We start from the raw sequence: 21,586 nt of genomic DNA, 5'->3' as shown, positions 1-21,586 counted from the left end.
TGCCGACCCGCGAGGTCACACCGGCGCTCAGACCGCGGCGGCGAGCGCCTGGTGTCCGGCGCTGATCACAGCCGCCTGCCGGGCCACGCGCGCGCCCAGGTGTTCGGCCGTGGCGACGTCCGCGCCGTGGACGGTGTCCGTCCCGCCGTCCATCGGCGTCTGCGCGCCCGCTCCGCTCCAGAAGCCGAGGCGGTTCAGGTCGTGCTCGGAGGCGCTGGTGGAGTTCCAGCCCGGAGCCAGGCCCAGGCTGACCCAGAGCATCCGGTGCTGGGCGGCGAAGGCGGCGAAGAACGCGAGGGTGTTGTTCTTGTCGCCGCTCTTGGAGGCCGAGTTGGTGAATCCCGCCGCCAGCTTGTCCGCCCACCGCCCCTCGGCCCAGCGGCCACTGGTCGCTTCGGCGAAGGCGTGGAAGCCGGCCGAGGCGCCGCCCATGTAGGTGGGCGATCCGAAGATGATCGCGTCGGCGTGGTCCAGCCCCTGCCACTGTTCGTCGGTCACGGCGGTCACGTCCACGAAGAGGACGTCGGCGCCGGCCTGCGCGGCCCCGCGGCGGACCGCTTCGGCGAGCACGGCCGTGTGTCCGTAGCCGGAGTGGTAGGCGACGGCGACGGACGGGCGGGCGGAGGACGATTCGGACATGGAAGCTCCTGTGAGAGTGAATGCTTTGGGGGAGTGTGAGAGTGAGTGCTTTGGGGGGAGGGGCAGGCCGCGTGCCTTCCGGCCCTGGGAGGGGCGTCGCGGTCGTTCGACGGTGACGCCTCCTGAGGAACCGGGCCGGTCGGCCGGTTCGCACGGCGAAGCCGCGTGGCGCGGTTCCGCGGGCGCCGGCTTCGGGTGGGGCTCTCAGCCCCGGGCGAACGGGCTGCCCAGGGCCTCGTAGTCGGCCTGCGTCAGCTTCAGTGCGGCAGCCGCCACGTTCTCCTCCAGGTGCTCGACCGACGAGGTGCCGGGGATCGGCAGGACGACGGGCGAGCGGTGCAGGAGCCAGGCGAGCGCCACCTGGGAGGGTGAGGCAGCCAGGCGGGCCGCGACGCGGGCGAGCGGACCGCCCGGCCGGGCCAACTGCCCGGTGGCCAGCGGGAACCAGGGCAGGAACGCGATGTCGTTCGCCTCTGCGTACCGCAGGACGTCCTCGGAGTCGCGCTGGGCGATGTTGTACAGGTTCTGCACGGAGGCGATGGGCACGATGGCACGGGCCCGCTCCAGCTCCTCGACGCCGACCTCGGAGAGCCCGACGTGGGCGATCTTGCCCTCGTCGCGCAGCTCCTTGAGGACACCGATCTGGTCCTCGAAGGGTACCGAGGGGTCGATGCGGTGCAGCTGGAAGAGCGGAATGCGCTCCAGACCCAGCCTGCGGAGGCTGGACTCCGCCTGCCGGCGCAGGTACTCGGGCCGGCCGTTCGTCCGCCACTCCCCGGGGCCGGGCCGGGTGAACCCGGCCTTGGTGGCGATGACCAGGTTCTCCGGGTACGGGTGCAGCGCCTCGCGCAGGAGCTGTTCGGCCGTCTCGGGTCCGTAGGAGTCGGCGGTGTCGAACAGGGTCACGCCCAGTTCCACGGCGCGGCGCAGGACACGCACACCCCTGTCCCGGTCGGGGAAGGGACCCCACACTCCGGGACCCGTCAACTGCATGGTCCCGTAAGCGAGTCGGTTGACCACGAACTCACCGCCGAGGGCGAACGACCCCGATGACTCCGCTGAGATGGTGTCCATGTCTCGCTGCCTTTCTCGTCCGGGCCGCCCGCGGTCGGGGCGGCCCCCGGCACCGTGGAGGTGCCGCGTTGTCTGTGCGGGTGGCATCACCGCGCCGGCGAGGAACCCGCGGCGGCGCGTGCCCGGCCGGCGTCCCACCGGCGACCACGACGCCGTGCGTGACCCGTCGGCGCCTCTCATCCGGTCCCCGCCACGGTCACGGGTCGTCGGGCCTCTCGCTGCCGGCCCGACCAGCATGACCGCCGTTTGTGGATACTTAGTGGGGTCCGTTTCGGGGCACCTGGCGGCCTTCGCGCACCAGCTCCTGGCAGCCTCTGCGCGCCGGTTCCCGGCGGTTTTCGCGCGCCAGTTCCCGGCGACGTCCGCGCACCGGTCGGCCACCGCCAGGCGCCCGATCCGCCGCCGCGCCGCCGGGACGGTGCCCGCCGGGACGGTGCCCGGTGGGACGGTGCCCGGTGGGACGGTGCCCGGTGGGACGGTGCCCGCCGGGACGGTGCCCGCCGGGACGGTGCCCGGTGGGACGGTGCCCGCCGGGCCGGCCGTGCGGGGCCGTGCTCAGAAGCCGGTCATCGTGATCTTGCCGATCGCCTTGCCCGATTCCAGGACGCGGTGCGCCTCGCGCAGGTGCTCGGCGTTGATCGTGCCGAGATCGGTGGTGGCGGTGGTGGTGAGGATTCCCGCGTCGACCAGGCGGGCGATCTGGTCGAGGATGTGCCGCTGCACCGCCTGGTCGGGCGTCTGGTGGAGCGAGCGGGTGAACATGAACTCCCAGTGGAACGAAATGCTCTTGGACTTGAGCACGCCGATCTCGACCGGGCCGAAGTCGTCGATGGCGACGAGCCGTCCGAGCGGCTTGAGGATGTCCGCGTAGGCGGTCAGGTTCCGGTCCGTGCCGGCGGTGCTGAAGACGAGGTCCACCCCGTCCGGTGCCACCTCGGCCACCTGCGGGGGCAGGGGCCTGCGGTGATCGACGACATGGGACACCCCCATGCGGCGGGCGAACTCGGCGGTCTCCGGGCGGGAGGCGGTACCGATCACCGTCAGGCTGGTCAGGGCGCGCGCCAGCTGGGCCACCATGGCACCGACACCGCCCGCGGCGGCGGTGACCAGCAGGGTGCCGGTCTTCTCCAGGGCGCCCTCGCGCAGGCCGAGGTGCTCGAAGAGGCCCTCCCACGCGGTGAGCGACGTCAGCGGCAGGGCCGCCGCCTCGGCGAAGGAGAGGGTGGCCGGCTTGTGGCCGACGATGCGCTCGTCCACGGTGTGGAAGAGGGCGTTGGCACCGGGCCGGTCGATGGCGCCGGCGTAGAAGACCTCGTCGCCGACCTCGAACGCCTCCACCTCGTCGCCGACGGCGACGACCGTGCCCGCGGCGTCCCACCCGAGGACCTTGGGCTCGCCGCCCGGATCGTTGTTCTGCCGCACCTTGTAGTCCACCGGGTTGACCGCGATGGCCTCGACCCGTACGAGCAGGTCGCGGAGGCCGGGCCGCGGCACCGGCAGCGTGACGTCGACCAGGCTCTCCGTGTCGTCCACGGGAAGGCTCTTGCGGTAGGCGACCGCCGGCATGGTGGTGGGGATCTCACTCATCTCTCGCTCCTGTTGTGCCGTAGGTGCTGGCTGCGGCGATAACGTAGCTCGGGGGAGGTAGTAACCTTCAACGGAACCTACTTCCCATTGGGAAGTAAGCTGGTAGAAGGCGATCCACGAGCGGAGGGACGCGACCGTTGGCGACGACATGCGCATCCGAACGACACGACCACCACGACGTCTACGCGGCCCAGTGCCCCTGCCGGGAGGTGCTGGACCTGCTGGCCAACAAGTGGTCGGCGCTGGCGATCGGGGCGATGGAGGAGGGGCCGCAGCGCTTCGGAGCGCTCCAGCGGCGTCTGGAGGGCGTCAGCCCCAAGGTGCTCACCTCCACGCTCCGCCGCCTGGAGGAGAAGGGGTTCGTGGACCGGACCATCTACCCCGCGGTGCCCCTGCACGTGGAATACGCGCTCACGGACCTGGGACGCAGCGTGGCCCGGCCGCTCGCCCAGCTGCGGAACTGGGTGGAGGACCACGTCGACGAGATCGCCTAGGCAGGTGGGCCCGTCCGGCGGTCCGCTCGCCTTCGTGGCGGGTACGGCACGTCATGCCGACCGGTTCCGGGTGCCGTTGCTCGCCATGCCCGGAAGGTACACGGGGTCGCCGGATCGCCGCAGGGCCGGACCCTCGCCGGTGAGGTGCTGTCCTACTCCCGGCGTCCGGTGAGGAAGTGGTCGAGGCCGAGGTGCATGAACCCGGCCAGGCCGCTCTCGACCAGCCGCCAGGCACTGGTTCTGCCGTCGGCGAGTGGACCGGGGAGGTCGCGGCGGTGTCGACCCGGACGAGGCCGCCGGGATGCGCCCCGGTCGCACGGCGCCGGATCAGTGCCGCCGGACGCCGCCGGGTCCTGCGGGGGTGGCCGGAGTGTCCGGCACCGGCCGCACCACCTCGACCAGCCCATGGACCGCGTCCGAGCAGCCTGCCTCCCGCGCCGGGGGAGGTGAACCGTCCCCGGCGGCGGGGGTGAACCGTCCGCACCGGCGTACGCCGGGCCTCGCCCGCGCGAAGCCCGGCGCCGGGCACCCGGGCCTCGGACCACGGGCGTCCGCTTCGCTGGTAACGGCACTTTCCACACGCCGTCGTCCGGTGCCGGACCCTTGGGCCGGTCAGTGATCAGTGATCAGTGTGTAGCGGACGGTCTGGGCCTGGATGAGCCCGTCACGGAAGACGAAGGTGTCGACGCCGTCTTCCACACGGCGCCCTGTCGGGCTGGCCGCGGACCATTCGAGGAACAGTACGTCGCCTGCGAACTGCGGCTTCAGTTCCCAGTCGGCATCCGGGAGATCGGCCAGCAGCCTGCCGATCGCCTCTTTCACCCCTTCGCGGCCGTGCAGGGTGCCGGACGGTGTGATGAACACGGCGTCCTCGGCGTAGTTGGCGGCGATGCGGTCGAGATCTCCCGTCCCCAGCCGCGCACCGTGGTCGGCGAACACCTCCTGCGGACGACGGTGATCCGATGGGGTGGCTGTTGTCATGACGTGCTCCTTCGCACAGGGGCCGGGGCCGTTCAGCGCCCGGGGACCGACAGGACGAGCTTTCCCCTGGTGTGACCGCCCTGGTTGATGCGCCACGCTTCCGCGGCCTCATGGAGGGGCAGTACTCGGTCGAGATGGACGGTCAGCCGGCCGTCGTCGGCCAGGGCGGCCAGGACGGTGAGATCGGCCCGGTCCGGCCGCACCCATACGTAGTGCCCGCCCTTGGCGGCGGCTTCCGGGTCGACGACGGAGGCCAGCCGGCCGGGGTCGTCGAGCAGGTCGAGCGAGACCTCCACCGCGTCGTGCCCGGCGAAGTCCACAGCGGCGTCCACCCCTTGGGGGGCCAGCTCACGGACACGGTCGCGCAGGCCGTCCCCGTAGGTCACGGGGACGGCGCCCAGGGAGCGGAGGAAATCGTGGTTGCGTTCGCTCGCCGTCGCGATGACCCGTGCCCCGAGGGCGGCGGCGATCTGGACTCCGAACGAGCCGACACCCCCGGCCGCGCCGTGAACGAGCACCGTCTCGCCCGGCTGGAGGCCGGTGCGCTGGACGGCCTGGTAGGCGGTGAGCCCCGCGAGGGGTACGCCCGCCGCTTCCTCCCAGGTGAGCGCGGCGGGCTTGGGGGCCAGCAGGCGCACGTGGGCGGAGACCAGTTCGGCATAGGCGCCGAACTGGGCCCAGTCCTTGCGGATGTAGCCGAAGACCTCGTCGCCGGGGGCGAACTCGGTGACGTCGAACCCCACTCGCTCGACGACGCCGGCCACGTCCCAGCCGGGAACCAGCGGGAAGCCGGTCTCCATGACGGCGTCGAGCCGTCCTTCGGCGAGCTTCCAGTCGACCGGGTTGACCCCGGCCGCCTTCACACGGACGAGGACTTCACCGGGTGCCACTTTGGGGTCCGGCAGCTCTGTCCATTCGAGGTCTTCGGTACGACCGTACCGGCGCAGTGCCATGGCTTTCATGGACGGACGTGCTCCTTTCAGGCGGCGACCGCGATCGGGGTGGGCGACGACTGCAACGCCCGGACCAGCGGTTCGAGCCTGGCGTCCTGAGCTGCCTCGGCGAGCGCCGCCCGCAGGGCGGTGTCGTGCGTGGGGCGCGCTGCCTCAAGCAGCTCCGTACCGGCGTCGGTGACGTTGGTGTAGATCCCGCGGCGGTCGGTGGGGCACAGGTAGCGGGACAGCAGTCCGCGGTCCTCCAGACGGGTGACCAGACGCGTGGTGGCGCTCTGGCTGAGGACGACGGCGTCGGCGACCTGTTTCATCTGCAAGTGCCCTCCGTCTCCGTCGTGCTGCCGGCTGAGCACGTCGAGCAGCGCGTACTCGCGGGCGCTCAGGCCGTGACCCGTTTCCAGGGCGCGTTCGAGGTGTGTCTCGATCTTGCCGTGCAGCAGGGAGAGGGCGCACCAGCCCTGAGCCAGGACGGAGAGCGCTGGGGCGGTGGCGGTCACAGGAGCCTCCTTCGGCGGCGGGCCAGTCGAAGGCCAGCATACTTGCACGCAATGTCTATTGCAAGCACAGGCACACCGCGTTTGCGTATATGCAGCGTCTGCAACTATTGTGGTCGCACGTAAGCGTTCCATGCAATCGCTCGGAAGGTCTCTCCCCATGCCTCTCGCGCTCCTGGCCCTGGCCATCGGGGCCTTCGGGATCGGCACCACCGAATTCGTGATCATGGGCGTGCTGCCCCAGGTCGCGGACGACTTCGGTGTCAGCATCCCCACCGCCGGCTGGCTGGTGTCCGGCTACGCGCTCGGCGTCGTCATCGGTGCCCCGCTGCTCACCGTGCTCGGCACCAGGGTGTCCCGCAAGAAGATGCTCATGTTCCTCATGGGCCTGTTCATCGTGGGCAACGCCCTCTCGGCCGCCGCCCCGAGCTTCGGCCTCATGCTCATCGGCCGGGTCATCGCCTCCCTCGCGCACGGCGCGTTCTTCGGCATCGGCTCGGTGGTCGCCGCCGACCTGGTCGCCCCCGAGAAGAAGGCCTCCGCCATCTCCCTGATGTTCATGGGCCTGACCGTCGCCAACATCGTCGGCGTCCCCGGCGGCACCTACATCGGACAGGTCGCCGGCTGGCGCCTCACCTTCACCCTCGTCGCCGCCCTCGGCGTCATCGGACTCCTCGGCGTCGCCAAGCTCGTCCCCGAGCAGGGCAAGCCCAGGGCCGGGAACGTCCGTGCCGAATTCGCCGCCTTCAGGAACGTCCAGGTCTGGCTCGCCATGGCGATGACCGTCCTCGGCTACGGCGGTGTCTTCGCGGCCATCACCTACATCACTCCGATGATGACCCGGGTGGCCGGCTACACGGAGGGCGCCGTGACCTGGCTGCTCGTCCTGTTCGGCGTCGGCATGTTCCTCGGCAACCTGCTCGGCGGCAAGTTCGCCGACCGGGCCCTGATGCCGATGCTCTTCACCACCCTGGCGGCCCTGGCCGCGGTACTGCTGCTGTTCACCGCGACCGCCCACAACAAGGTCCTCGCCGCCATCACGCTCACCCTGATCGGCGCGCTCGGCTTCGCCACGGTGCCCCCGTTGCAGAAGTGGGTCCTCGACCAGGCCTCGGCCGCCCCGACCCTGGCCTCGGCCGCCAACATCGGCGCCTTCAACCTCGGCAACGCGCTGGCCGCCTGGCTCGGCGGTGTGGTGATCGCGGGCGGCCTCGGCTACACCTCGCCGAACTGGGTCGGTGCCCTGCTCTCCGGCACAGCCCTGCTGCTGTCCTTCCTCGCCGCGTTCCTCGACCGCCGTACACGCCGGGCCTCCGACAGCGTCACGGCCGGCTCCCCGCACCCGCAGGCCCAGCCGACCAGCACCCCGATCGGCCACTGACCCCCCGTTCACCCGGCACTGACCCCCACCCGGCATTGCCCCCACCGGGCACTGACTCCTCGCCAGGCACCAACCCCCCACCCGGCACTGACCACCTACCCACTCGGTCACTGCCCCCCGGCCACTGGCCCCCCGCACACCAACCCCCCACCCGGCCGGACCAGACCCGACGCCCCGAACGAAGCGAGCACCACACCATGAGCACCCCCGCCACCGTCGCCCCCCTGACCACCCAGGACGCGGAGGCTCTGATCACCGCCGCCCGTCGTGCCGCGGAGGCGGCCGGGGTCACCGTCAGCGTCACCGTGCTCGACGCCGGCGGTCACCTCATCGCCTTCCGCCGCGACGACCGCGCCGTGCTGATCTCCGGGGAGACCAGCACCCGCAAGGCGTACACCGCGCTCCAGCTCAACGCCCCGACCGCCGACCTCGTCGACCTGGTCAACCCCGGCGGCCCGTTCCACACCCTGCCCACCGCCCTCGACCGGCCGCTGCTGTTCATCGCCGGCGGCCTGCCCGTCCACCGCGACGGCCGCCTCATCGGTGCCATCGGTGTCGGCGGCGGCACCCCCGAGCAGGACCACGGGTTCGCCGCCACGGCACTTGGCACCCTCGCCTGAGGACATCGCTCGCCTGAGGCCCTCGCCTGAGGACATCCCGTGCCTGAGGACATCCGGCCGGCAGTGCCGGCCCGGCGCCCGACCACCGGAACGGATCGGCCGGGCCCGCACCACGACAGGTCAGGGCGCACTCCGGCCGCACCGGAGGGGCCCTGCCCGGCACCACCCGTCACCACGCAAGGAACTCCCGCGCATGACCGCCCCCGTCCCCACCGTCACGCTCCACAACGGCGTCGAGATCCCCCAGCTCGGCTTCGGCGTCTTCCAGGTCCCCGACGCCGAGACGGCCGCGGCCGTCTCGGCCGCTCTGGAGGCCGGCTACCGCTCCATCGATACCGCCGCGATCTACGGCAACGAATCCGGGGTCGGCAAGGCCCTCGCCGGCTCCGGCATCCCCCGCGACGACCTGTTCGTCACGACCAAGCTGTGGAACGCCGACCAGGGGTACGACGCCACGCTCAGGGCCTTCGACACCGGCCTGGAAAGGCTGGGACTGGACTACGTCGACCTCTACTTGATCCACTGGCCGACCCCGGCCCGTGACCTGTACCGGGAGTCATGGAAGGCCATCGAGAAGCTGGCCGCCGACGGACGGATCAGGGCCGCGGGCGTCTCCAACTTCCAGCCGGCGCACCTGAAGCGACTGCTGGACGGCGCCGACCTGGTGCCGGTGGTCAACCAGATCGAGCTGCACCCCGGCCTCCAGCAGAGCGAGCTGCGCGCCCTGCACGCCGACCTCGGTATCGCCACCGAGGCGTGGAGTCCGCTGGCGCAGGGCGCCGTCCTCGGTGACGAGGCGATCACCGCCATCGCCGCGCGGCACGGCAAGTCGCCCGCGCAGGCCGTCCTGCGCTGGCACCTCCAGCTCGGCAACATCGTCATCCCCAAGTCCGTGACGCCCGCCCGCATGCGCGAGAACCTCGACGTCTTCGACTTCACCCTGTCGGACGAGGAGATGGCCGCGATCGCCGCCCTCGACCGCGGTCTGCGCACCGGTCCGCACCCGGACAGCCTCCACTAGTCCCTCTTGGCCGACCCGGGCGGGAGCGCTTGGCACCGTCCCGCACGGACTGTCCCGGACCGCGCGGACGCGGCGGGCGGACCCGCCCGTACGAGCCGCCGAACCGACCTTGAAAGGTGTCCATCCGATGTCCCCTACTCCCACTGCCCTGGAGCGGCTCGTGAACCCCGCGGGTCTGCCGACCCTGGGCCTTGAGCTCCCCCTCGACAACGACTGGGGCCACACGCGCCTGCGCGCCGACCGGGCCGCCGGCCGTCCCTTCGGTGTCCCCGACCTGACCCGTCACGCCGAACTGGCGCGCCTCGCCGACACCCTGGGCTTCGCGGCCCTGTGGGTCCGGGACGTGCCCCTGTACGACCCCGAGCAGTTCGGCGACGCCGGCTCCGTCTTCGAGGCCTTCACACATCTGGGTCACCTCGCAGCCGTCACCGAGCGGGTCGTGCTCGGGACCGGCGCCATCGTGCTGCCGCTGCGGCAGCCGCTGCTCGTCGCGAAGGCCGCGGCCACGGTGGACGTCCTCTCCGGCGGCCGGTTCGTTCTCGGGCTGGCCAGCGGCGACCGGCCGGTGGAGTACCCCCTGTTCGGCGAGGACTTCGAGGCGCGCGGTGCCACGTTCCGCAAGGGCGTGGAGATCCTGCGCGAGGCCTGGGCCACCCGTGCGAGCGGGCAGGGCATCAGCCTGCCCGACATCGGACTCGGCGCCGATCGCAACCTCGATGTGCTGCCCAAGCCGACGGGTCGGACCGTTCCCCTCGCCATCGCGGGGCACGCGCAGCAGTCCGCGGAGTGGATCTCACGCAACGCCGACGCCTCCCTCAACTACCCCCGCCCCCTGGGCGCCCTGCGGCTGAAGACCCGCGAGTGGCAGCAGCTCACCGCCGGGGCCCCCAAGCCGTACCTCACGCCGATGCAACTGGACCTCACCGAGGACCCGGCCGTCGCCGCGACCGCGATCCGGCTCGGCCTGCGCACCGGACGTGAGGCGCTGGTCGACCACCTGCGGGAGATGGGCGGGCTCGGCGTCAGCCACGTCTCCTTCAACCTGCGGCCCGGCGACCGGCCCGTCGAGGAGGTCCTCCGGGAACTCGCCGAGACGGTGCTGCCGCACTTCCCCACCCCCGACGTGGCGACCGCGACCGGTGCGAACCCCGTCGCCACGCCCTGACGCCGGCTGCGCGCCGATCCCGAGCGCCCCTCACCCACGACCCCGACAGGGGCGGCCTCGTCCTCCACCCCCGGTTCCCCACCGGACCCATGCCGCTCGCGTGGACGCCGCGGCCCTCTCCTGCCCCCAGAACATCCCAACTTCCCAGAACACCTCAACTTCCGAAGGAGTGACTCATGTTCGAGAACATCGTGGTCGCCGTCGATTCCAGCGCGGGCGACACGGTCGCCCTGCGCACGGCCACTCGTCTGGCGCAGGTCTCGGGCGGCGTCGTGCACGTGCTCCACATCGCCGTCACGGACATCGAGCACCAGACCGTCGTGCGTCTGGAGGACACCGGCGCGGCGCGGCAGGTCCTCGACATCGCGGTCAAGTCGGTCGCCGACGCCGGAGTCCGCTCCGAAGGACACCTCGCGGCAGGGACGGTCGGTGAGGTGCCCGGCATCATCACCGACACGGTTCGGGACCTCGGCGCGGACCTGCTGGTGATCACCCCGCACAAGCGGAACATGTTCACCGCCTGGTTCACACCCCGGGTGAGCGACGCGGTGACACACGTCAGCGGCATCCCCGTTCTCCTGGTGCCCGACGGCGCCGGCGCGTAACGGGCCGCAGGGCGCCGGGGCACCGAACTCGGGAGGGCGCCCTGTCGGGCACCTCTTGCCCGAGTGAGGTTATGCGTATAACTTGCCCCCGGGGGAGCAGTTTCCCCGCGTCGCCCCGGTACAGAGAGGAGGTCACCGATGAACACGAGTCAGGCGAGCCGCCACCTGTGGATCTTCGGTGACCATTCCTTCCGCAGCGATTTCTACGGCTGACAAGAGGCTTCGCGTCGAGGGGACAGGTGTGCCCTCGACCCGGCTCGACGGCACCCGAGGTGCCCTGTCTCCCTCCCTCTCGGCCAAGGAACTTCGCCATGTCCCAGCTCACCCCTGCCCGCTGCCCGGTCCCGCACGACGGCACCCAGTGGGCCGCCCGCCACATGCCGATGCTGGCAGCCACGATGCGGACGCACGCGTCCGCGTTCGCCGGCCGCCGTATCGGCATCTGCCTGCACATCGAACCCAAGACCGCCGTGCTGGTCGGCCACCTCGCCCAGGCGGGCGCCGAGATCGTCCTCACCGGGTCGCCCGGCACCACGCAGGAGGACACCGCGGACGCGCTGCGCGACTACGGCATCACCGTCGTCGGCCACCGCTCCGACGACCTCGCCCGGCACCGCGAGAACATCGCGCGCGTCCTGGACTCACGGCCCGACCTCATCCTCGACAACGGCGCCGATCTCATCGAGGGCGTCCTCGCCCGTGGCGGCCTGCCCGGCCTCGTCGGCGCCACGGAGGAGACGACCACCGGGGGCCTGCGCATCCGCTCCTGGGACCGCCGGCCGGACTTCCCGGTGATCGTCATCAACGACAGCCGCCTCAAACTGCTGGTGGAGAACGAGTTCGGTGTCGGCCAGAGCGTCGTCCAGGGCTTCATGAACGCCACCAACCTCATGATCCCGGGAGCCCGTGCCACCGTCGTCGGCTACGGCCCCTGCGGACGCGGCGTCGCGGACACGCTCGCCCACCTGGGCGCACGCGTGGCGGTCGCCGACACGGACCCCTACCGTGCGCTGGAGGCCGTGATGGCAGGCCACCGGGTCGGCTCACTCGTCGACCTGCTGCCCCGCACGCAACTGCTCTTCCTGGCCACCGGCCATCCCGGCGTCATCGGTGCCGCGGAGATCGGGGCGCTGCGGGACGGCACCGTCGTCGCCGGGGTCGGACACATGCCCTGGGAAGTGGACGCGAACGCGCTCGCCGAACACACCGTCTCCGTACACCGCTCCGGGCCCAGCGGACAGGAACGCGCCGTGCACCGACTGCGCGACGGCCGCGAGATCGTGATCCTCGCGGACACGAAGATGATCAACCTGACGGCGGCCAAGGGCAATCCGATCGAGGCCATGGACCTCGGTCTGACCCTCCAGGCACGCAGCCTCGCCGCGATCGCCACCGGCCACAGCCCCTCACTCGAACCCGGCGTACAGGCGGTGCCGGCGTCCATCGACAGGCAGGTCGCCGCCGACCTCGTCGACACTCTGAGCCGTATCTGAGTTCCCGGACCCGGCCCGTGCGGGCCTGATGCGCCCGGCCGTCCCCGGGCACATCGGGCCGTCCGGCGTCGCCCCTTCGAGGTGTACCTTTCCGACGGGTCGATCGACAGGTCATCGAACAAGGCCGATGTCGCCGCGTCGGTCGGGAAGGCACGCCGATGCGTACGCTGGTCGACGAGGACCGTACGACGCCGAGCGGCGGTTCGCCGCTGGCTGAGACTGTTCGGGACGGCCCACGGCGGACGCCGGCCGCGCTGGAGACCGAAGTCGGCGCTCACCGGGCCGAGTTGGCCGATGAGCGCGACGAGCAGGGGCAGCGCCTGGCGGTCCGCGGCGGTCACCGGAGCCGGGATGTCGTGGACGCACCCCACCGCGTCGCCCCTTCGAGGTGTATCTTTCCGACGGGTCGATCGACAGGTCATCGAACAAGGCCGATGTCGCCGCGTCGGTCGGGAAGGCACGCCGATGCGTACGCTGGTCGACGAGGACCGTACGACGCCGAGCGGCGGTTCGCCGCTGGCTGAGACTGTTCGGGACGGCCCACGGCGGACGCCGGCCGCGCTGGAGACCGAAGTCGGCGCTCACCGGGCCGAGTTGGCCGATGAGCGCGACGAGCAGGGGCAGCGCCTGGCGGTCCGCGGCCGTCACCGGAGCCGGGATGTCGTGCCACCCCACCGCGTCGCCCCCGTCCGTGCCGGAGCCCGCTTCCGACACGGCCGGCTCGTCGGACACCCCGAGGCGGTCGCGGCGTGAGCGCCCTCGCGGCCCAGGCCCTCGGCACCAGGCGGCTGGACCTGCTGCCGCTGCGCGTCGAGCACGCAGAGGAGATGGCCGCGGTGCTGTCCGACCCGGCCCTGCACACCTTCATCGGCGGCACTCCGGACACCCCGCAAGCCCTGCGCTCGCGCTACCAGCGCCTGACCGCGGGCTCTCCCGACCCCACCGTGTCCTGGCTCAACTGGGTGATCCGGCTCCGTGCGGAATCCTGCCTGACGGGCACCGTCCAGGCCACGATCAGCGCCTCCGGCCAGGGCCCCGTCGCCGAGATCGCCTGGGTGGTGGGGACCCCGTGGCAGGGGCGGGGCATCGCCACCGAAGCGGCCCGGGAACTCGTCGACTGGCTCGGCTCGCAGCCGGTGCACACCGTCATCGCCCACATCCACCCCGAACACCGGGCATCCGCCGCCGTCGCCGCTGCCGCCGGACTCGGCCCCACCGACGAGTGGCACGACGGCGAGATCACCTGGCAGCGGAGCGTCGGGCGAGTGATCCACGGGTCGCACTGACCGCGCCCGGCACCCCTCGCCCGCAGGGGCGGGGCCCATGTCCACCCCTCGGCGGCGCTCCCCGCGCTCAGGACTGCGACGAGCCCTCGCAGGCGCTGCTCAGGTCCTCCAGGTCCGAGGACATCCCGTCCCGTACCACGTGGAGACTGGAGTTGCCCGGGTCCCTGAGGCTCGCGCCCATCGCCCTGGCGTCGGCGGCGAGGGTACTGACGGCCGAGCGTCCGGGGCGTCCGCGTCGGACACGGCGCGGTCCAGGCTGGATGCCAGGTCCTGGTGGGTGGCGCCGGCCGAGTCGACGTCGTCGCTGGTGACCGGGTTGGGGATCAGGTCGATGCGGCCAGGGAGCGTGTCGGTCGCCACCCGGCAGGCCGGGCCGGGGACGGGATCCGGCTGCGCCTCCTCGGCGGCCGGGTCCGAGACGTCGTGGGATTCCGCGGCCGGTGACGCGTAGGGAGTGTACGTGGAGGCCGGCTGGGAGCCCGTGTTCGACTTGTTCCTTCTTCGCGGCCTCGATGATCTTCGAGCCGAAGACGAGTGCGAGGACGGCGAGTACGGCGACGAACGGCCAGGCCGACGCCTGGTGGCCCGACGTGGTCCGCTCGGCGGCGCAGACGTCCTGCACGGTGATCCGCCCGCCCCTGCCGGTGCCCTTCACCGTGGCCAGGTCGACGCCCTTCAGGGCCGTGCGTTCCCGGGCAGCCGGGGTCGCGCCGATGCGGGACGTCCTCCCCGACGTGCCTCCGGTCCCCGCTTCCTTCGTCTTGCCGTCCCTGCCCGCCGCCTTCGTCTTGCCGTCCCGCCCGTGACCTTTGTCCGCGCCGTCCCGCCCGTGCCCTTCGTACGGGGGAGCGTCGAGGAGTGCCAGGGCCTTCTCGACCGTCGGCCGTTCGTCGGGGTCCCTCTCCAGGAGAGAGGCTGGGTGATCTGCGGGCTGAGCTGCGACTTCGCTGGCCGAGGCAGTGGGCGGCTACTCGACCGCGGGGCACCGGCGTTGACCGTGGCTGACCCCTGCATCTGGCACGGTTGTGGCACGAACCACAGCCGACGACAGTCAGCCACGATGGCGGGTGCGCCGACCGATCAGGCGCGGTATGCCCGCTGTGCCCCCACCGGGCTCAGCCGTGCTGTCGGGTGCTGATTAACCCAGCAGTCGGCTTAGATTTTGAGAAGCGAAGGCGATTCACCGCTTAGCCGCGCCGATTCGTCGACCGACGTCGTCAACCGAGCCATCAGTGTCTACGACTTTGTGGATCAGCAGATCTAAGATGGCAATGAGCTGCTTATTCGACGCAAGGGCACAGACGAGGTGCAGCTCGTACACATCCTCTGATCGGCGAAGCGACCTCCTGCGCGAACTATGGGCGCGACGGTCATCGAAGTCTGCTCATCTGGTCAGCCGGTCACGCGGGACCTGCTGGCGGGCGACTCCGGTCGCGACGGTTGCTGTTCGGCTGCCTGGCGGTGCGCGTCGGCCGCGCCCACACCTTCACCTTCGGCCGCCAGCTCGACGTCCGCACCATCCGTTCCGCCGACTTCAACGACGGCCAGGAGCTGACCGAGCGGGCCGTAGCGGCGTACATCGCCAAGTACGCCACCAAGGGCGCCGAGACCGCCACGGGCGCCCTCGACCGCCCGCTCAAGTTCGCTGCCGAACTCGCCCAGCTCGACATCAGCGAACACGCCCGCCGCCTCATCCGCACGGCCGGTCTCCCTGCGGAGCCCGGCCCGTCCGGTCCTCCAGGGCCGTCCGGATCACCCGGGAAGAAGGGCGCCGACGGCTCAGACGGCGCTATCGGCGCGCCAGACACACCCGGAACACACGGGGAGCCGGGGCCCGCTGGCGCTACTGGTCCGGCCGGCCCTGCGGGGCCGCCGGGACCCCAGGGTGAGCCCGGCCCGGCTGGACCACAGGGCCCGGCAGGAGAGCGCGGTCCGGCCGGACCGCAATGCCCTGACGGGTACAGCCTTCAGCACCCGAGCTGGGACGAGAGTGCTCTCGTCTGCCGCCGCGACGGGGCGCCGTCCGACGGCGGACCGAGCCCAAGCCCTTCGTCAGGGCAACTCGTACTCGGCCTTGACCCGCAACGCCGGCAGTACCCGTAATCTTTTACGCCCCCTCTCGCCTTCGGGCGGGAGGGGGCCCTTTCGTCATGCCCGATACCCTGCCCGCATGATTCGCGCAGTGATCTTCGACGTCGGCGAGTGCCTCGTAGACGAGACGACCGAGTACGGCACCTGGGCCGACTGGCTCCAGGTTCCCCGCCACACCTTCGCCGCGATGTTCGGAGCCGTCATCGCCCAGGGCCGCGACTACCGCGAGGTGTTCCAGGAGTTCCGACCCGGCTTTGACCTGTACGCCGAGCGCGAGCGCCGCGCCGAAGCCGGGAAGCCGGAGACGTTCGGAGAGGCCGACCTGTACCCGGACGTCCGTGACGCGCTCGCCGCGCTCCGCGCCGATGGCTTGTGGCTGGGGATCGCCGGCAATCAGACGGTCCGCGCCGGCCGGATCCTCCGCGAGCTGTTCACCCCGGACGTTGACCTGATCGGCACGAGCGACGACTGGGGTGCATCAAAGCCGGACCGGGCGTTCTTCGAGCGGGTCGCAGAGGTAGTGCCCGCCGAAGCGGACGAGATGCTGTACGTCGGGGACCGCGTCGACAACGACATCCGCCCCGCGCGCGAGGCCGGCATGCATACGGCGCTGGTACACCGCGGGCCTTGGGCGACGATCCAGTGGAACACGGAGGAAGCGAAAAAGCTTCCCACGTTCCGCGTGGAGAGCCTCCTCGAACTGTCGCCCCTCATCCAGCGGTTCAACGAGCCAGCGCGCTGACCGTCGTAGACCACCCATATAGGCGGTCGTCCAGGTCGCGGACGCACTGCTCGTGCTGGTGCGGCGCCAGCGCGCGCCGCACCTCCCGCACCCGGTCCATGCCCATCGCGTACCAGGTGCGCTCCAGTTGGTCGAGCGCGCGGACTGCGTAGCCGCAGGCGGCCTCGGGGTTGCCGGCCGCGGCCTCGACCGCGGCCAGGTCCCCGAGGATGACGGTGGTCTGCTTCTCGTCCTGCGGGCCGAGCGTGTCGAGGACTTGGAGGAGTGTGGTCCGGGCCTGGGGGAGATGGCCCGCGCGCAGCTGGGTGTTGCCCTTGAACGCGGCCAGGCGCACCGGGGAGAACCAGTCCAGCCACTCAGGAGAGGCGTGGTCGCTGCCCTGGGCGAGGACGTCTTCGGCGTGCCCAATCAGGTGCAGAGCGGTTCGGGGGTTGCCGCAGCGGGTCTCGCACTCCGCCTCCACCGCGTCGAGCCAGGCGAGCAACTCCGCCGAGGCAGGACCGCGCCGGGCGTATGTCCGGGCGGCCACCATCCGCTCCACAGCCTCCTCGCGGCGGCCGTCCCAGCCGGGGATGAACGCAGTGTGCGCCAGGACCCCGGCGCCGAGCAGAGGGTCGTCGGCCTCACCGGCGGCCTGGAGCGCCCGCAGCAGAGTGTGTGCGGCCTGGTCCGGATCGCGCAGGTCGAAGAACTCGATCCGGCCTGCCAGGAGCCACGTCTCGGCGAGCGCCGCAGCGATCCGCTGTCGCGTCTGTCCGGCGGCCTCCGGGAGCAGCGCGCAGCCGAGGGTGGCGTGCGCGATCGCGGCCGGGTGCAGCGTGGCCGGGGCGACGGACCAGTACAGGCGTCGGTGTGAGCGGGTGACGGCTTCGAAGTCCTCGGCGGCTGTGGCGGGTTGCATGGTGACGGCTTGGGTGGGGACGGCAGCGAGACCAACGGCGGCTGCGGTCGCGGCGAGCACGGTGCGGCGCGCATGGCCCGCTGGTCTCCCACCAGTAGGAGTGAATCCCAGGGCTTCCAGGTCCTGACCGAGGAGCCGTGTGAGAGCCTGGGCCACCTCCGGTTGCGGAACCGGCGGCTGTTCGGACTCCCACCGCCGGACCTGCCGGACACCGACCCCGAGGGCTTCCGCGAGGGCCTGCTGGGAGTAGTAGCCGGCCGCGACCCGGGCCGCCTTGAGCCGGAAGTTTCCTGTGGGGCGTGCCACTGCTGCACCTCCATCGTCGAGCGCTGCGGCAAGTGTCGCTGTACGCCCTCGCCTTGGCCAGTCGTCACTTGGACGTCCCAACGAAAGTCCTCTTTGAGGCCCGCAAGAGACCTATTGAAGTCCTCGGCTTGATGCAATTGCAGGGCCAGTCTGGTGTGCCCGATCACACCTGCCGTGGAGGAGAAACCATGTCCACCGCTCCGCCCGTGGACGCCCCCGAGTGGGACGCCGTCCGCGTCCCCCGACAGCTCGGCCTCTCAGCGAGGGAGATCCTCGGCACACGCGCGGGTGCCGTGGTCGAGGACCCGACCCGGGGCGCGATCTACTTCTTCACCCCCGCGGGCACCGCCGACACGTGGGACCTGGGGAACACGGAAGCGCTCCCCGCCGGCGCGACCGTACCCATCCCACCGACCCGCCGCACGGAGGGCCCTGGACCGCACTGGCGTATCTGCCCCGGCAACGACGGTTGGCTCACCGACCCGGCCGCACTCGCCGCGGCGCTCCAGGACGCATTCCGCCCGCAGACCAGTGAGAAGCGGGTCGGATGACCACCGCGACACAGCGGCTCGCTGTCCTTCCGCTCCCTGAGTTTCACACGCTGTCGCAGGACCAGGTGCGAGGTATCACCTGCGTGTACGGCGGGGCGGCGCTCAGCCCGGCAACGGCCGTCGATCTCGGCGAGCGACGCCTGCGCCGTGTCGGGGGCCGGGTCAGTTGGTTCCCCCGAGCGTGCCGCCGGTGCGCCCTGGAGCAGGCGATGCACGCACTCGTGGCGCACAGCCAGGTGTGCGAGCAGTGCGTGGACGACCGCAACCTCTGCACGACGGGCCTGGGGCTGGTCCGCGCGGTGCGAGAGGCGCGCCGATGACTTCCGTTCAGATCGCCGAGGAGCTTGCGCGCCTGCACCAACTCGGCACCCGAGACCCCACTTCCGCTGCCAGCTGCGCCCACCCGGCTGGTTGCGGAGGCGGACACCCCGCGCCCTCCCCATGACCGCGGGTGGCCGCCACCCCGCCCACGCAGGCAATTGGTCACCACCGGGAGATACCCGCCAATATGGCGGATCTCCTACCGGAAAGGTCCCCCGATGAAGCGACTCATCACCCCCGTATGGCGCGCGATCCGAGGCCCGCTCCAGTGGCGCGTCCTCTGGTTCGCCCACGCCAAGTTCATGGTCGGCGTGACCGGCATCGTCCGCGACGACACCGGTCGGGTCCTCCTGCTCCGCCACCGCATGTGGCCGCCCGAGAAGCCGTGGGGACTGCCTACGGGCTACGCCAACAAGGGCGAGGAGTTCCCGCAGACCGTCGTGCGGGAGGTGAAGGAAGAGACCGGCCTGGATGTGAAGGTCGGCCGTCTGGTGCACCTCACCAGCGGCTACAAGCTGCGCATCGAGGTCGCCTATGAGGCGCTCGTTGTCGGTGGCTCCCTCAACCTCGACTCCTTCGAGATCTTGGAGGCCCGATGGTTCACATCGGACAGCCTGCCGGCCGGGATGCAGGACTCCCATCGGCAGCTCATCAGCGCCACGGCGACCTGAACCTGCTCGCCCCGAACGAGGTCCTCGTCGGCAACCGGGCGGCGGTCGCCGACGCGCTCACCGACTGGCGCGTGGACCCATCGCTGCTGACCGCGAGCAGCGAGCACGCCGCCCACACCTTCAGCAGCCTGGCCGAACGTCTGAACGTATGGGAAGACGCCGACCTCGACACCGCGCCCGTGCGTAGCGGACTGCGGCGTGCCCGCATCCGCTACGCCGAGTTCGGCCTCGACCAGCTGCTGCCACTCAACAGAGTGCTCGTCGGAGCCGAGTCGGCGCGGCCCGGGGCCTGGGGCGGCTTCCACCACCCCAACCAGGGGTACCGGCACATGCAGATGGCCGCCCTCATCACCATGTACGGGCCGATGGGGAGGGCGATTCCTGCCGACCCGGGACTGGCCATGCTCGACGTGGTGCGGGCCTACGCGCACGACTCTCTGCACTACGGGTCGGCGCGCCGGTACGTCCTCACCGATGGCCGGGTGACGCGGACGCAGTACGGCATCAACTGGCGCCGGCCGGACGGCCGCTCGTACTCGGCGGCCGACCCGCACGACGCCCACCACACCCGGAACCTGGGGGTCGTGATGGAAGGGGCCTGCGACCGGGAGGCCCGACGCATCACCCGCTACATCGCCAGCCGGTTCGGGATCACCAGTCCCGACTCTCCGGACGATCCGGGGTGGTGGGCGTACCGGGACGTGACCGGACAGCTCGGCGCCGCCGAGGACCCGGGAGACCTGGACACCCGGATCAGCGGTGAGGCCGGCGCCTACGTGGCCTCGCTCTGCCGGTACGAGAACGGCGTGAACCGCCGGTACGAGCGGTGGCTCGCCGAGTTCGGCGCGGGCGAGCCGGAAGACCTGCATGACCTGGTCGTGGCCGCCATCATCAACGGCGACACGGCCAGGCTGTGCCGATGGCTTGATGATCGACATGGTCCGGGAGCCTTCAGTGGCATGTTCCAGGCAGGTGGCTACCTGGCGGCGCCGTCCCAGAAGATCTGATCACAGGAGGGGCGGTTGCCCTGGGACGCCCCGGGTGAGCGTCCGGTGACCGAGGAGCGGAAGACTCTGGCGACTCGGCGCGCGGAGGCGGCTGAGTCGGGGTGACGGGCAGCGGAGTGACCTGCCCATCTCCGGGCATAAGGGCGGGGCAACCTCCCTCCGTCACTGAAGTCACACAGTCTGTGCACCCTCGGTTGGCATATGCCGCAGGGCTGGGGGTATGGTCCGAACTCGAACACCTGTTCACGCGAACGGGTGATTACCTGCGACGATGGCAGCTGTTAGACATGCAGTCGGTGGCGTACAGCAACTACGTCCTCGCGGCGTGCCGGGTCCCAAGCTGGAGTGCCCCCTCCCTGTGGTGGCCCGGCACACGCAGCCCCCGCCTCTCCATAGGAGGGCGGGGGTTGCTCGCGTTCGCCCTGACCTGCGCGTTCACCTTGATCGGTTAGGGGATTTTTAGGAGACGGAGCCCCGTAGTGGGGGCGTAGTGAGGGTGTAGTGAGACCGTAGCCAGAGTGGCAACTGACGGCGTGAAGAAGGCCCTGGACCCTCCCTGACCTGGGAGTTCCGGGGCCTTCGCCCTGTTCAACGCTGTGCCCCCGGCAGGATTCGAACCTGCGACGCCCGCTTTAGGAGCGCGGTGATCAGCGGCGTCAGCGTGCCCGCGTGCCGGGGCGGGTCCGGCTGCTCGATCAGGACCACCGTGAGCGTCGCGTCTGGCTGTCCCGGTGGAACGGCGAGACGCCCTCGACGGCCTGGTAGAGGGTGGCACCCAGTGAGAACGGGTCGCTGACCGGACGGTCGTCGACGCCGTTCGCGCGCTCCGGGGCGACGTACTCCAGCGAGCCCGAGCCGATGAATCCGCCGGTGGTGGTGAGCGAGGTGTCGGTGGCGTGGATGGCGGTGCCGAAGTCGGTCAGCGGGAACTCGCCGTTGTCCGCGACCATCACGTTCGCGGGCTTCACGTCGCGGTGGATGATCTCTTCCCGGTGCGAGGCCCGGAGCGCCGGCAGCGCGGATGACGGGCCGCGCGCGTCGCCTCCGCCGCCGACAACGGGCCGCGCCTGGCCAGGTGTTCGAGGAGCGGGCGCCCGGTGACCCGGCGCGTGATCATCCAGGGTTTGTCGTCGTCGAAGACCACGCCGTGCACCGCGACGACATGGGGGTGGTCGCGCGGCCTGGCGGCTTCCATGGCTCCCG

Annotated in this window: 22 protein-coding genes and 1 pseudogene; 13 read left to right on the top strand and 10 right to left on the bottom strand. The window is 71.3% G+C overall.

Annotation, left to right across the window (positions count from 1 at the left end):
- Positions 1-27 precede the first annotated feature (27 nt).
- The 3 genes from IE294_RS32830 to IE294_RS32820 form a co-directional block, all read right to left on the bottom strand.
- Entirely contained in the window at positions 28-639 is a 612-nt protein-coding gene (locus IE294_RS32830) for a flavodoxin family protein (RefSeq protein ID WP_189892144.1), read from the bottom strand.
- Positions 640-843: 204 nt separating this feature from the next.
- The gene (locus IE294_RS32825; RefSeq protein ID WP_189892143.1) at positions 844-1,713 is read right to left on the bottom strand and encodes an aldo/keto reductase; all 870 of its coding nucleotides are present in this window, start codon (positions 1,711-1,713) and stop codon (positions 844-846) included.
- Positions 1,714-2,268: 555 nt separating this feature from the next.
- Complete coding sequence (locus IE294_RS32820) at positions 2,269-3,300, bottom strand: zinc-binding alcohol dehydrogenase family protein (RefSeq protein WP_189892141.1); 1,032 nt, start codon at positions 3,298-3,300, stop codon at positions 2,269-2,271.
- 137 nt (positions 3,301-3,437) lie between these two features.
- Between IE294_RS32820 and IE294_RS32815 the strand changes: the two genes are divergently transcribed.
- Positions 3,438-3,794: a winged helix-turn-helix transcriptional regulator gene (locus IE294_RS32815; RefSeq protein WP_189892139.1), complete on the top strand. Its 357-nt coding sequence runs from the start codon at positions 3,438-3,440 to the stop codon at positions 3,792-3,794.
- A 612-nt stretch (positions 3,795-4,406) separates the two neighbouring features.
- On the opposite strand, the gene IE294_RS32810 is transcribed toward IE294_RS32815, so the two are convergent.
- From IE294_RS32810 to IE294_RS32800, 3 genes are read right to left on the bottom strand one after another with little or no spacing between them, the layout of a single operon-like run.
- Entirely contained in the window at positions 4,407-4,775 is a 369-nt protein-coding gene (locus IE294_RS32810; protein WP_189892137.1) for a nuclear transport factor 2 family protein, read from the bottom strand.
- Between the two features lie 32 nt (positions 4,776-4,807).
- Positions 4,808-5,737, bottom strand: coding sequence for an NADP-dependent oxidoreductase (locus tag IE294_RS32805; RefSeq protein WP_189892135.1), 930 nt, complete (start codon positions 5,735-5,737; stop codon positions 4,808-4,810).
- A gap of 17 nt (positions 5,738-5,754) precedes the next feature.
- The gene (locus IE294_RS32800) at positions 5,755-6,225 is read right to left on the bottom strand and encodes a MarR family winged helix-turn-helix transcriptional regulator (RefSeq protein ID WP_189892133.1); all 471 of its coding nucleotides are present in this window, start codon (positions 6,223-6,225) and stop codon (positions 5,755-5,757) included.
- Positions 6,226-6,382: 157 nt separating this feature from the next.
- On the opposite strand from IE294_RS32800, the gene IE294_RS32795 reads away from it, so the two are divergent.
- The 7 genes from IE294_RS32795 (at position 6,383) to IE294_RS32765 (ending at position 13,793) form a co-directional block, all read left to right on the top strand.
- Entirely contained in the window at positions 6,383-7,603 is a 1,221-nt protein-coding gene (locus tag IE294_RS32795) for an MFS transporter (RefSeq protein ID WP_189892131.1), read from the top strand.
- Between the two features lie 197 nt (positions 7,604-7,800).
- On the top strand, positions 7,801-8,223 hold the full coding sequence (locus IE294_RS32790; protein ID WP_189892129.1) for a GlcG/HbpS family heme-binding protein: 423 nt from the start codon (positions 7,801-7,803) through the stop codon (positions 8,221-8,223).
- Between the two features lie 193 nt (positions 8,224-8,416).
- On the top strand, positions 8,417-9,244 hold the full coding sequence (locus IE294_RS32785; RefSeq protein WP_189892127.1) for an aldo/keto reductase: 828 nt from the start codon (positions 8,417-8,419) through the stop codon (positions 9,242-9,244).
- A gap of 127 nt (positions 9,245-9,371) precedes the next feature.
- On the top strand, positions 9,372-10,409 hold the full coding sequence (locus IE294_RS32780) for an LLM class oxidoreductase (protein WP_189892125.1): 1,038 nt from the start codon (positions 9,372-9,374) through the stop codon (positions 10,407-10,409).
- Between the two features lie 176 nt (positions 10,410-10,585).
- Positions 10,586-11,014: a universal stress protein gene (locus tag IE294_RS32775; protein ID WP_189892124.1), complete on the top strand. Its 429-nt coding sequence runs from the start codon at positions 10,586-10,588 to the stop codon at positions 11,012-11,014.
- A 311-nt stretch (positions 11,015-11,325) separates the two neighbouring features.
- Positions 11,326-12,507 (top strand): adenosylhomocysteinase, encoded by a 1,182-nt coding sequence (locus IE294_RS32770; protein ID WP_189892122.1) that lies wholly within the window; start codon positions 11,326-11,328, stop codon positions 12,505-12,507.
- A gap of 749 nt (positions 12,508-13,256) precedes the next feature.
- Positions 13,257-13,793 (top strand): GNAT family N-acetyltransferase, encoded by a 537-nt coding sequence (locus IE294_RS32765; RefSeq protein WP_189892120.1) that lies wholly within the window; start codon positions 13,257-13,259, stop codon positions 13,791-13,793.
- Positions 13,794-13,860: 67 nt separating this feature from the next.
- On the opposite strand, the gene IE294_RS48015 is transcribed toward IE294_RS32765, so the two are convergent.
- Entirely contained in the window at positions 13,861-14,457 is a 597-nt protein-coding gene (locus IE294_RS48015) for a hypothetical protein (RefSeq protein WP_229917514.1), read from the bottom strand.
- Positions 14,458-15,263: 806 nt separating this feature from the next.
- On the opposite strand from IE294_RS48015, the pseudogene IE294_RS48010 reads away from it, so the two are divergent.
- Both IE294_RS48010 and IE294_RS32750 read left to right on the top strand, forming a co-directional pair.
- Positions 15,264-15,497, top strand: a pseudogene (locus IE294_RS48010) (replication initiator); the annotation flags it as partial.
- Positions 15,498-15,963: 466 nt separating this feature from the next.
- Positions 15,964-16,626, top strand: coding sequence for an HAD family hydrolase (locus tag IE294_RS32750; RefSeq protein WP_189892116.1), 663 nt, complete (start codon positions 15,964-15,966; stop codon positions 16,624-16,626).
- On the opposite strand, the gene IE294_RS32745 is transcribed toward IE294_RS32750, so the two are convergent.
- Positions 16,607-17,833, bottom strand: a complete 1,227-nt coding sequence (locus tag IE294_RS32745) for a helix-turn-helix transcriptional regulator (protein WP_189892114.1) — start codon at positions 17,831-17,833, stop codon at positions 16,607-16,609. The genes IE294_RS32750 and IE294_RS32745 overlap by 20 nt on opposite strands.
- 188 nt (positions 17,834-18,021) lie before the next feature.
- On the opposite strand from IE294_RS32745, the gene IE294_RS32740 reads away from it, so the two are divergent.
- From IE294_RS32740 to IE294_RS32730, 3 genes are all read left to right on the top strand, one after another.
- Positions 18,022-18,384 carry a hypothetical protein gene (locus IE294_RS32740; RefSeq protein WP_189892112.1) on the top strand — a complete coding sequence of 121 codons (363 nt, stop codon included), beginning with the start codon at positions 18,022-18,024 and terminating at the stop codon, positions 18,382-18,384.
- A gap of 539 nt (positions 18,385-18,923) precedes the next feature.
- Positions 18,924-19,376 (top strand): NUDIX domain-containing protein, encoded by a 453-nt coding sequence (locus IE294_RS32735; protein ID WP_189892110.1) that lies wholly within the window; start codon positions 18,924-18,926, stop codon positions 19,374-19,376.
- Positions 19,301-20,383, top strand: coding sequence for a hypothetical protein (locus IE294_RS32730; RefSeq protein ID WP_229917504.1), 1,083 nt, complete (start codon positions 19,301-19,303; stop codon positions 20,381-20,383). Before IE294_RS32735 ends, IE294_RS32730 begins: the two co-directional genes overlap by 76 nt.
- A 695-nt stretch (positions 20,384-21,078) precedes the next feature.
- On the opposite strand, the gene IE294_RS48005 is transcribed toward IE294_RS32730, so the two are convergent.
- On the bottom strand, positions 21,079-21,351 hold the full coding sequence (locus IE294_RS48005) for a protein kinase domain-containing protein (RefSeq protein ID WP_229917502.1): 273 nt from the start codon (positions 21,349-21,351) through the stop codon (positions 21,079-21,081).
- A complete protein-coding gene (locus IE294_RS48000; RefSeq protein WP_229917500.1) occupies positions 21,348-21,578 on the bottom strand; it encodes a hypothetical protein in 231 nt (76 codons plus the stop codon). Before IE294_RS48000 ends, IE294_RS48005 begins: the two co-directional genes overlap by 4 nt.
- Between the last annotated feature and the right edge of the window lie 8 nt (positions 21,579-21,586).

The organism is Streptomyces canarius, assembly GCF_014650735.1.
Taxonomy (GTDB): domain Bacteria; phylum Actinomycetota; class Actinomycetes; order Streptomycetales; family Streptomycetaceae; genus Streptomyces; species Streptomyces olivaceoviridis.
The sequence above is the reverse complement of the archived record's forward strand: the minus strand, read 5'-3'. Positions and strand labels throughout refer to the sequence as shown.